The sequence below is a fragment of the Radiobacillus sp. PE A8.2 genome (assembly GCF_045635475.1).
In the GTDB taxonomy this organism is placed as follows: Bacteria; Bacillota; Bacilli; order Bacillales; family Amphibacillaceae; genus JBJGXI01.
Genome location: NZ_JBJGXI010000019.1, coordinates 10,871 through 23,331 on the forward strand (window position 1 = coordinate 10,871; position 12,461 = coordinate 23,331).

6 protein-coding genes are annotated in these 12,461 nt (G+C 42.7%); all 6 read right to left on the reverse strand.

The genetic code is table 11. The features are described 5' to 3' along the window. Positions 1-3: 3 nt before the first annotated feature. Positions 4-5,748, reverse strand: coding sequence for a rhamnogalacturonan lyase family protein (locus ACI6MV_RS11560; protein WP_407270455.1), 5,745 nt, complete (start codon positions 5,746-5,748; stop codon positions 4-6). Between the two features lie 588 nt (positions 5,749-6,336). Beyond that, positions 6,337-7,326, reverse strand: coding sequence for a Gfo/Idh/MocA family protein (locus ACI6MV_RS11565; protein ID WP_407270456.1), 990 nt, complete (start codon positions 7,324-7,326; stop codon positions 6,337-6,339). Between the two features lie 175 nt (positions 7,327-7,501). Next, the gene (locus ACI6MV_RS11570) at positions 7,502-8,944 is read right to left on the reverse strand and encodes an ABC transporter ATP-binding protein (RefSeq protein WP_407270457.1); all 1,443 of its coding nucleotides are present in this window, start codon (positions 8,942-8,944) and stop codon (positions 7,502-7,504) included. Between the two features lie 16 nt (positions 8,945-8,960). Beyond that, positions 8,961-9,791 carry an ABC transporter permease gene (locus tag ACI6MV_RS11575; protein WP_407270458.1) on the reverse strand — a complete coding sequence of 277 codons (831 nt, stop codon included), beginning with the start codon at positions 9,789-9,791 and terminating at the stop codon, positions 8,961-8,963. Beyond that, positions 9,788-10,780 carry an ABC transporter permease gene (locus ACI6MV_RS11580; protein ID WP_407270459.1) on the reverse strand — a complete coding sequence of 331 codons (993 nt, stop codon included), beginning with the start codon at positions 10,778-10,780 and terminating at the stop codon, positions 9,788-9,790. Before ACI6MV_RS11580 ends, ACI6MV_RS11575 begins: the two co-directional genes overlap by 4 nt. A 15-nt stretch (positions 10,781-10,795) precedes the next feature. Next, positions 10,796-12,391, reverse strand: coding sequence for an ABC transporter substrate-binding protein (locus tag ACI6MV_RS11585; RefSeq protein WP_407270460.1), 1,596 nt, complete (start codon positions 12,389-12,391; stop codon positions 10,796-10,798). Between the last annotated feature and the right edge of the window lie 70 nt (positions 12,392-12,461).

Sequence of the window (12,461 nt, forward strand, 5' to 3'; positions counted from 1 at the left end):
GATTTATGCTTTCATTTTACGATTTCGTAAAACTAGTAAAGCAATTCCTGCTGCGAGAATGATCGTTCCGAACAAGATCCAATTGAACATGTTTGATGCAGTGTTAGGAAGCTCGTCATCAATACCTTCGTCGTTGCCGTTGTCCTTACCACTGCCATCCCCAGGCTTGTCACCATCAGACTTACCGTCATCTGATCCTGAGTTTGTGTCGTCATCTCCCGGTGCAGTTGTTGCTTGTTCAACGAACACACCATATGTGGAGAAGTGCGGTACTTTTAGCGTGATTGTTTGCGTCTCTTCATCTACTTCTCCACCTTGAAGTTCCCACTCGCCTGACGCTTCATCAAAATAGTAGATTGCTACTTTTTCTGTATCAGCATCTCCGTCATAACCTAAGACAAGTGTATATCCACCATCAGGTGCAGTAGAACCAGCTGGGAATTCAAATGTTACGGTAAGTACTTCACCTGCAACATCAAGTCCCTCATGCTCGACGCTATCGCCATTTTCAACTGTTACTTTTGTGCCTGAAGGCAAATCAGCTGGCATTGTAATTTTTGCTTTCGTTCCAGCAACTGTGTATGTTTGGCCCGCTGTTACTTCTTTCGCTTGGCCAAGTGTAAGTTCTGTGCTGTCACCTGGAGTTTCTCCATCATTATCACCAGTGCCGTCGTCATCACCTGGTTCACCGCTTTTCAAGCTTTCTGCAAGTTCGACGAGTACTTCACCTTGTTCTGCAGTAAGTGATTTTCCGACGCTCGCATTAACTTGATTTACATAGGCATCAAGCTGATTGTCAGCAGCATTACCATTGTCTTTTTCAGCTGACTGTTTGGCAGCAGCTAATTTGGCAGTTAGTCCATTTGCTTTGTTCCCTGCAAACTGCTCGGTTAATGCAGATAAACTGTCGAAATCAACGGTTATTGTGAATTCGAGTGTTTCATTAACTGTGTTACCCGCTAAATCAATAGCTTCTGCAGTTAATGAATGTGTACCCACACCAAGCTCATAAGCAGCTTCGTCAATTTCTTCACAAGTTGAGCTATCGATGCCAGACAATGCATCTGTCGCTTCACATGTGATAGTTATCATTTCTGCAACGGTGTAAGTTACACCATCGTCAACTGAGAATGTAACAGTTGGTGCTGTTTTGTCCACGTTTACTGTTACTGTTTTTGTTTCTTCTGTATTACCGGCAGCGTCAACGCTCCAGTATTGAATCGTATGGGTACCATCCTCAACCAGTGTAACACTGTCAGCAGTTTGTTCAGACCCATCATTAACGATATAGTGTGTCGTAACATCGGATGATTCTCTGTCAGTTGCTTCAAAGCTCACTGTTACGTCTTTGTTGTACCAGTCGTTCGTAGCAGTTTGTTCCATAGTTACGGACGTTTCTGGTGCAAATTCATCGCTATGTGCAACATCGACAACATCGATATTTGCTGTTGGTGGTGCATCCATGCCTGTACCGATAAAGAAGCTCGGGTGTGGCGGTTGGTTGTATCCAACGTTTTGCCACGCCACTGCTGCACGGTATTGGGCATCATGCATAAGTGTGTAAATTTTTTCATCAGTTGGATCGGTCGTCATATAGACGCGTAGTGCGCTAGAGTCTTCTAGACGCCACATTGCTTCTTCACGCCAGTCACCGAATAAATCGGCTTGCAATGCTGGTGTACCTTTTGTACCGTTATTAGACAGCGTACCATCAGCATGCAAGATTACTTCTGTTTGGTTATTTTCATAATCCCATTTCTCGATTGTGCCTACACCAGTAGTTGAAGACTCATCCCAATCGTGATTCAAAAGCTCTCGACTGAGGTCACCGTCCCACCAGATTGCAAAGTTCGCACTCGGAATGGAAGTTGAAATTTGCTCACCAGTTGTACTGTACAGCCCACCAGTTGTGCTGTTCCAAGCACCATCAACGGCCCACGATTCAGAACCTGGATGGTTTGGATCTACGTCAGCAGTAAGTGCTCTTCCAGTGTCCAGACCTGTATGCACACCCCAGATGATTTCACCTGTTTTTGCGTCACGCATATCATAGCCGTATGGAGAGTCCGTATGCTCTTGGCCTGTAAATATTTCTAGACCATCTCGTTCTGGAATAAGATCACCAACATGCAGTGCATCCCCATGGCCGAGACCTGAGTTGTAAAGACCGGTACCATCATCATCAATTGTGATTTGACCAAAGATGATCTCATCTTTCTGATCACCGTCAACATCAGCAACACTTAATGAGTGGTAGCCTTGACCTGCCCAGTCCGCATAGCCTTCATCACTCGTATCAAATTTCCACTCTTTCACTAGTTCACCATCTACTAGGTTATAAGCAACTACAACGGAACGCGTGTAATACCCGCGAGACATAATTAAACTTGGTGTTTCTCCGTCTAAATATGCAACACCTGCTAAGAATCGGTCAACACGGTTCCCGTAAGTGTCACCCCATGAACCAACATCACCACGCGGTGGGTCGTATTCAACCGTATCGATTGCCGCGCCTGTTGCTCCATTAAATACTGTTAAAAACTCATCGCCTTGAAGGACATATCCACTCGTATAACGATGATCCGCATCAGCACGACCGATCACGTTACCCACACCGTCGACTGTGCCGTCGGCAGTTTTCATTGCTACTTCCGCTTTGCCATCGCCATCAAAATCGTAGACGATAAATTGCGTATAGTGCGCACCAGCACGGATGTTTTTACCAAGGTCAATCCTCCATAGCAAAGTGCCATCCATTTCATAAGCATCGATATACACATTTCCAGTATAACCGGATTGAGAGTTATCCTTAGAGTTGGTTGGATCCCATTTGACGATTAACTCGTACTCACCATCGCCGTCAACATCACCGACACTGGCATCATTCGCACGATACTCATAGGGATCGCCAAGTGGTGTTTCGCCAGCTTCTGGCTTATTCAACGGAATATCGAAATAGTTATTTTCAAAAACCGTTGTTTTGCTGCGTGCACCTTGCTCCACGCCTCCAACAACTGGATGAACTTCATACATTGCATCTACTGTTCCATCTACATCAACGAAGTTTGTTTTGTCGGTAATTGGTTCGTTTGTTAAGAGCTCTCCATCTCGATAAATATTAAATCCGATGTCAGTTGGGTCGGTTCCAAGCATGCGCCAGCTTACGAGCACACCTTCCTCCGTTTTCACCGCAACTGGATCGCGCTCAAGGTCCTCCATTTGTTTCAGCAAAATTGTATTAGCAGGTGTTTCTACCGTCTCTGACAATTCAGAAATACCGCCAGCATTTACTGCCGCTACTTTATAAAAATACGGAATCGTCGTTAGCACAGTTGTGTCGGTATAGCTCGTGTCACGCGTATTGCCAACAAGTGTGTATTCACCGTCTTCATCTTCAGTACGATACACATTGTAAGAAATCGCCGTGTCAACTGCATCCCAGTTTAAAGTAATATCATTTTTATTCACATCACCAAGTGTTATGTTTTCTGGTGCTGCTGGTACAGGTTGTGAATCGTCAATCATCGTAACTGATAGTGGCAGTGAAGGCACAGTTTCAGTTCCGATATTGTTGACTGTCGTTACTGTATATACATATTCCATTCCAAGTGCTACTGTCGTGTCGGTATAGCTCGTGTCAGTTGTTGATTCAAGTAATTCAACATGATTAGAGCCTGCCGTTTTGCGGTACACATTGTATTTTGCTGCTCCTTCTGCTGCATCCCATGTAATCGTCGCTGAACTGTTTTCAGGATCGAACGATTGGTCGGAAAGTGTTAAAGTAGATGGCGCCAATAAGATCGGTGTTAATTCTAAACCGTTAGCGATACCTGTTGAACCACCAAAGTGGATATTAAATTGTCCATCGGTAATGCCGACTTCTGGAATTAGCTTTTCCGTAGACCCTTTGCTTGGTGCATTCGCACTACCATAGTCTGTTCCTTCAATAGTAATGTCTGTACGTGCACTTCCGATGAAATCTGCGACATAAATTTTCACAGCGTACAGTCCGTTCGGTAGGTCGACATTAAAATCCCAACCATTACCAAAATATCCGATCCAGTCACGTTGGACTAAATCATCGCCACCACGGTCACGCCAGATCACTCCATCGGTACTTGCAAGCCCGTAACCACGTTCTTTCGTATAAAGTGTGTCAGGTGTCACCTCAGTAAAACCTTCTGCTACTGGTGTGCCAGCCGGACCGAAATCATATTTATATGCAGCTTCTTTCGTCGTAATTTGAACTGGCTCAGATTGCTCTGACTCACCTTTACCGTTTATAGCGGTAATCACGATATCATAAGCATTGCCTTCTTCTAAACCAGTTACGTTCAACTGTGGAGTGGTCGACGTGCTAATCAACTCGTAATCTGACTCACTCGTAAGCTTTCGGTAGATTCTGTAAATATCGGCACCTTCAACCGGAGCCCACGCTACCACTGCACCTGCATTACTAACGTTTGAAACCGATACGCCAGTTGGTTTCTTTGGTACTGCTGCGGGTGCTTCGATATCCGCTACATAGTTTGCTAGCGGTGTATCAAGCTCCTCAATACCAGTTGATAGTATTCTAGCAACTTGAATCGCACCGTATTCCTGGAAGTGAGTGTCATCAGCTCGTCCATCTGGATACGCCTCATAAATCCCTGCGTCGAAATGCATAAACACAGCAAGCGATCCTTGTGGGCCAATTTCGTTAAAATAAGCACGACTGCTTGCACTTAGATCAACGAGCAGCACATCTAAATCTTCTGACACTTCCTTCATCCCTTGGACATATCCTGGAAAACTCTCATTGAAAACACCAGTTGCCGAATTAAAATCACGACGGTTAACCGGTGTGACAAGAATCGGAATCGCGCCACGCTGGCGGACACCTGTAACGTATGTTTCTAAGTACTCTTTATAATCTTCGACATTTGTGTATCGTTCTGGAACACTTTGCGTCGCATCGTTATGGCCAAATTGAACAAGTAAGTAATCATTTGGCTTAATTTCGCGTAAAATAGTATCTAAGCGACCTTCTGAGTAGAAAGTTCGTGAGCTTCTGCCACCGATCGCCTGGTTATCAACCGTTACATCGTCCGTAAAATAACGGTCGAGCATCTGGCCCCAACCAGCTTGCGGTTTCCAGTATGGATCATACGTTTGTGCAGTTGAATCACTCGCTACAAATACTGTCGGGTGATCGGCTGCACTGCGTTCTGGCAGTTCCGTTATTGAAATGGCATTAATCTTTGCATTTGAGCCAGTAAGCTCAACCTGTAATTGCCCATCAATTAATGCAATTTCAAAATCACGCGTCGTTGTCTCACCAGAATTTAATGACGCATCCTGGATTTTTTGGATTTGCTCCACCTTCACGCCTGTTACCGAAGCATTCTCTGTATCCCCAATCACAACGTCCACTGCATAATCACCCGCAGGTAGATCTACTAGAAATGCTGTTTCGGTAAAAGACACAAAATCCTTCTGTAACGCTTCACCGCTGTCACGATTAGTTGAAGTTACTTTGGATCTGTCTGCAAAACCATAGCCCAATTCCTCACTATAAACCGTTTGATCCGAAACCTTCGTATAGCCAGTTGCTACTTCGCCATCGTCCGTTCCAAAGTCAAAATGCTTCTCAAGTGGAGCCTCTTCCGCCAGAACTGGAATCGTCGTAAACGGAATGCTCGTTGCAACTAACAATAGACTAAGAAAAATTGCAAAATATTGCTTTATTGGAACTAACCCCTTCGCCATCTTCTGAAACCCTCCTACTTTTATTAGTCTAGTAGATTCTACGATGTGACTTTCAGCATCCTCCCAAGTAAACGCTAAAGCGCCTACAGCAAGAACTTTCCACCCCTCTCCGTTTGCGCACAATTGTTAAAGCGCTTACATTAGTAAATGTTAGCACATTTTGTTCGAACGGATAACATGTAGAAACAGAGGTATCTGTTAACAAATCAGAGAATGGTCCGACAGGCGTCGAAATATGGAAAGGTTTGGATGCTGGAATTTGGATAGGTGTGTCGAATTTGGAGATATCGCTTCGTTGACATATGGTAATAAGAAAAGCGCAGTGCGTCGCTTAGAAACGTAGCGACTGGAGCGAATCAACTGAGATAAAGGAATCATGCCCCGCGTACGGGTATATCGACGTTGGACGACAAGTCCGCTTTTAGTCGACCTTCCATAAAACTTGAATCGATGATGACTTATTGTAAGGCGATTCATGAAAGTCGCTTATTTTTTGACGCGCGGAGCTAGACACTTGTACAAATTTATATACTTTCTTATCTTGGAAAAAAAGCCTACCTACATTAAAATAGATAGACTTCATTCCATTCACTCCCAAGGATAACTTAATCCCCATTGCCCACGAATTTCATCCATCATTTTCATAATTTCATAGGATTCGTTGAGTGAAATTACCGAGCTTTCTAATGCGCCTTCATGCAAACATCTGCCTACCTCTTCCGCCTCAAAGGCATAACCTTTTGCTTGTCGGTCATCCTCAAATGTTTCGATTTCCTCATTACTATTGTTATAAAGTGTCGCTGATTTAGCTCCTATGAAGTCCGGAATAACAATGTAACCTTCTGCCCCATGAATGATTGCTTCATTTTTCAACCGTAGTTGAATGCCTCCATTTAATTGTGCTGCTTTTCCTGATGGATAGGACAGCAATACAGAGAAATGCTCGTCAACAGCTGTTTCACCAATATGCGCTGTACTGGCTATATTATCAGGCTTTGATCCTAGGATCATCGACGCGAATGAAACAGGATAAATACCTGCATCAAGCAGCGCGCCACCACCGAGATTCTTATTTAATAATCGCCAGTCTGGATCCCATGGGGCTCGGAAACCAAAGTCCGCTTTCACGAGTCGAACATCGCCAATTTTTCCACTGTCAATCCATTCTCTTACCTTTACAATTGGTGGTAAAAATCTCGTCCACATTGCTTCCATTAAAAACAGCTTCTTTTCTCTTGCGAAGCTAATTAGTTCCTCTAGTTCTTGTGCATTCATCGCGAATGATTTTTCACATAGCACTGCTTTTCCTGCACGCAAGCAAGTTAATACATTTTCTTTATGAAAAGGGTGTGGTGTTCCCACATAAACTGCATCTACTTCTGGGTCTTCTGCCAGCTCCTGATAACTACCATAGCTTCTGGATATAGCAAAGTTATCCGCAAATTTTTTAGCACTTTCATTTGTCCGTGAACCAACCGCAACTAACGCCGCATTTTTTGCATACGCTAAATCCTTGGCAAACGTATTGGATATGCCTCCTGTGCCAATAATCCCCCACCTTACCTTAGCAACTGCCATATAATCTCCTCCTCATTTATATTCATTCCCCATACTTCCGTAGTCATAAGATGTCTATTGCTATTATCTCATCTATTTGGCTATAGTAAAACCAGATAGCTAAATTACTCCGACTATCGATGTGTTCGTTCTGATTTCTTATTCAGGATTTCTTATTTAGATCAAGCATCTTTTCCTAATTGATCATATCTTGAAAATCAATAATCCGGTCACTTATTCGCTGTAATAGTTTGTGATCATGACTGATGGCGAGTACACCAATTTGACGTTCTCTAGATATTCGACATACGATTTCCCAGAGCTTTGCTTGTGTAACCGAATCTAGCATTGTCGTCATTTCATCTGCAATCAAATACTTTGTATCGTTGCAAAGTGCGCGAGCTAGACAAAATCTTTGCAGCTCTCCACCTGATAATTCACTTGGCCAACGATCGAGCCATTCCTGTTGTATACCAAGCTCATCCAACAATAGGCTCTTATCCATGTTACTCTCTGCCAACACTTTTTTCATTTTCCACATCGGGTTTATTGCCTTTTCAGGATGTTGCCAAACAAGTTGGACTGGGTAAATGCTACTTGGTTTTCCAGCGATGTTTACATCACCATGCAAGGCTTTTTCATAGCCAGCTAAAACCTTTGCCAGCGTTGATTTGCCTGAACCACTATACCCTTGCATACCAACGATTTCTCCCGGACGAATCGTAAGCGATACATCTTTGAAAAGATACGGACTTGCTTTATATTTAAAGCTTAAACCTCTTGCTTCAAATGATTGTTGACCATTCAATGAATTATCAAGCTCGGGTGGCTTATTTTCCTTTTCGAAGAACTGGTTTTCAGGAAGACAATTCCATAATTTTCTCGTAAAAGGATGCTTCAACTGCTCGCCTTTTCCAGAAAAGGCTTCGACACTTGCTTCTTCGATCGTTTCTCCTTGATTAAACACAACTACTTTATCCGCAATCGATAAAGCGGTTGTAATATCATGGCTGATAAACATTATTCCCTTGCCGCTATTCGCTAACTGCTTTAGAGCCTTTGTGGATTGTGATAAGACTGTTGGGTCTAGGCCTGGCGTTGGCTCATCAGCAATAATTAGCGACGCTGCGCTAACCATTGCAGTTGAAAGTAACACCCGCCTCGCCATCCCACCGGAAAGTTCGAACGGATATCGATTTGCTTTGTCTTCCGGCAAACCAACACGCGTAAAGATTTCTTGCTGCACGCTCTTCTTTTCCTTACCGTTCACTGCTTCTTCCACTTGTTTTCCAACTTTCATTAATGGATTAAGTGCTTCAACCGACTGGGGGATGTAAGCTATTTCCGTCCCACGCACTTCCCGCAACAACGCATCTGTCATCCTGTTACCTTTATAGTTAAGATCACCTTGCCAGCTGGCATGCTCTGGTAAAATACCGAGCACGGCACTTGCAAGTAAGCTCTTTCCTGACCCACTAGCTCCAACAATCGCGACGATTTCACCTGCATGGACCGTAACGTTTAAGTTGTTGATGACGGTTATGGTTGTTTCTTTTAAACCCTTTTGATAAGTACGAAAAGAAAGCGAGAAGTTTTTCACTTTTAGAAGGGCTTGATTGGATTTTGCTTGCTGTTTCATCGGCTTCTTCTCCTTGTTATTTTTGACGATTAAAAGGATCTAAATAGACTTGTAGATTCTTTCCTAAAAGATCAAATAAACCTACCATGATTAATAACGAAAGCCCCGGGAAAAAAGCAAGCCACCACATACCAACAGAAAGATAGCGCATCGATTCGGATAAAATAATCCCGATGGCTGGTTGCTCTGGCGGAAGGCCAAAACCTAAAAATGTAATAGCCGCCTCATGTAAAATCGCATGTGGGAATAATAACAAAAAGCCAACAACTAGTTGCGAGCTAATATGTGGCAGCATATGGTGCTTAGCAGTCCAAAGCTTGGATTTTCCTAATTGACGAGAAACACCGACATATTCAGTCCGATTAATTTGCATCATTTCGGCTCGTAGTACTCTTGTTAACGAGGGCCAGTGCGTTAGAGCAAGACCAATGATAACCCCTTGATAGCCACCACCGCATGCAAATGAAATTAACAGTAATAAGACAAGATGTGGAACACTTAAAAATAAATCTATTAATCCCGTGACCATCCGGTCGATGACAATATTCCAAGAAGCAAGTACACTCAACGTTAATGCAATGATAGTACTAATAAAAGCAGCTAATATACCGACTGCCATGCTTAGTGAAAGTCCTTTGATCGTCCTAGCAAACATATCCCTTCCTAGCCAGTCAGTCCCAAATAAATTCATTATTGATGGCACACTATTTTTGTTATCCAAGTTAATACCGATTTGTTGTTCTCCAATAAAAATGCCTGTTGTGACAATTGCCAAAAGAATCGCTACAGCACTAGCGATAAAAAGTAATGTACGCTGTTTTTTAGAAATAGAAACTTTTAGGCTCATGCGTAATCACCCCTCTGAATGCGAGGGTCTATCACTTTATATAGGAGATCTGCAAGCGTATTGCCAACAAATACAAAAACAGCACTAACTAAGACAATACCTAATAATAGAGGCACATCCCCGCCTAAACCGGCTTTGACAACGGCTTGTCCTAGTCCTGGATAGGAAAAAACCTGCTCAGCTAAGACAGCACCACCGAATATTTCGCCAAACGATGCAAAATGCAAAGAGATCGCTGGCAGAGAAATATTTCGAATAACATGAAGTGAAAGTAATGCTAACCCCTTTATCCCCTTTGCTTCTGCAAAGCGAATATATTCACTATTTAAGACATCAATTAGCTTTTGTCTCGTATGTAAAGCGATGTTAGAAACTCCAACAATACTTAATGTTAAAACAGGCAAGCAAAGGTGCTGCAACTGCTCTAGTAATGACACATCTTCTGCTAGTATCCCCGCTGGTGTTCCTAATCCTACTGGAAACCAACCAAGCCATACAGAAAAAAACATCAATAAAAGCAATCCTACCCAAAATGCCGGTGTCGAAGCTAACGTATAGCAATAGCTCTTAATAAGGTAATCTATCCACGTGCCCTGCTTCATTCCGGCAATGATGCCAAGGGTGATCCCGAGTACTCCGGATAGTATCCACGCTAATCCCATTAAAGCAAGAGTAGCGAGCAATCGTTCACCGATGACAGCAGTAACAGGAGCCCGGTAAATAAGCGATGTCCCTAAGTCACCTTGTAGTACGGATGACGCCCAGTTGATAAACTGTTCAGGCTTGGACTCGTTCAATCCCCAGTAATTTGCAATCGCTTCTCGTTGTTCTGGTCCAACCCTTGTCATATCTGCCCCAATATAAGATTGAACTGGATCAATCGGTGAAAAACTCATCAGCGAATAGGAAATTGCACTCACTGCCACTAGTAATAATATAAGTGCTATACTTTTTCTTAAAACAAAAGGTAATACGTGTTTGCTAATCACTTTACTGCCTCATTTCTATTCTTTCCAATGCCAATCTAGAATAAAATCAGTAATCGGCCAACCATGACCATGAGGTTGCACCTTTTGCTCACCGATTTCTAGGTTTTCATTTACAAAATATAAATGGTCCAGATTCACGAGCCATGCCCACGGTGCATCACCTTTTGCAGATAACCCGGTTTCACCATCCCATTGCGCTTTTTCCCACCACGTATTCGCTTCATCCTGTGTGGTTGCTCGCAACGCTTTTTCCATATAATCATCGACAACCGGATTTGAATAATAGTTGGCATTATAATAGCCAATGCCTCTAGTACTGCTGCTATTAAGATGATACATTTCAATCGGACTATGGCTTCCCCAGCCCATCATAACAGGATGAGCATACATTTTCCGCTCAATTTCACTCCAGTTTACCCCTTGGGCTGTAACGTCTATTCCAAGCGGCTTCATCATGTCTGCAAAAGCAAGTGACAACGATTGCCGAATTTGGTCACCTGCGGGATAAAGTAAGGTAAAGGAAGCTTCGATGTCCTCTTTCTCTCGTATACCATTATCCTTTACCTTCCATCCTGCATCTTCTAGCATTCGTTTGGCTTCTTCTATATTATTGTCATTTATGATTGTGCTTTCATTCCACCAAGGCAGTTGATCTACAACAGAGTAAGCCGGTGATCCAAAGCCATTTAATACCCCTTCTACTAGTGCTTGTCGATCGATTCCAAGATTAATTGCTTTACGTATCGCCACGTCAGCTGTAACATCATTGCCGATTGGCAATCCATCTTCTGTTGTCTCTCCACTCGGCACAAAAGGAAGCATTACCCCTCGATTATCTACCGATTCTAATTGAACTAATTGCATGCCATCAATTTTTTCGTTGCCAAGCGTAGCTGGAACAGAAACAATGTCTACATTTCCCGCCTTTGCAGCAGCAAATGCAGCATCTTCCGATAAAAAAAGAAATGTAAGCTTCGAAAAAGATGGCTTTTTCCCATAATAATAGGGGTTTTCTGTCACGATAATTTGTTGTCCTTTATCCCATTGAGCTAATTGATATGGACCAGAGCCAACAGGATTTTCCTTATAGATATCACTATAGGCATGTTCAGGGACGATTCCGGTTGTTACTAACGTGTACACAAAAGTAGAGTCTGGCTCATGCAAAGTAATCTGAATCGTGTAGTCACCTGTCGCTTCTATTTTTTCTATATTGTTCAAATCGACAACAGAAGCACTATTTTTAGTTGTTTCATATGTAAAGACAACATCGGTAGCATCAAGTGGTTCACCATCTGAAAACTTAACATCGTCTCTTATTTTCACCGTATATAATAAACCATCTTCACTTACCTGATAGTTTTCTGCTAAATCATATGTCACCTGGAAATCCTTATCATATTTTAATAACGTACTTTGAAATAGAGGGTTACCATACCGCCCCCACCCTAATGTTGGATCAAATCCATCTTCCGGCTCACTACCAACAGCCAGTATCAATTCGTCCTTAGTATCAACATCGGGTTGTGAATCTTGTATTTCGCCTTCTTCAAGTCGGGCTGAACATCCAATTAATAAATATATCAAAAAAAACGTAATTATCTTTTTCATAAAGCTCTCCTTCTAAACACATCTACCTATTATCATAGATTGAATCTACTAGCTTGTCTAGATGACTTTG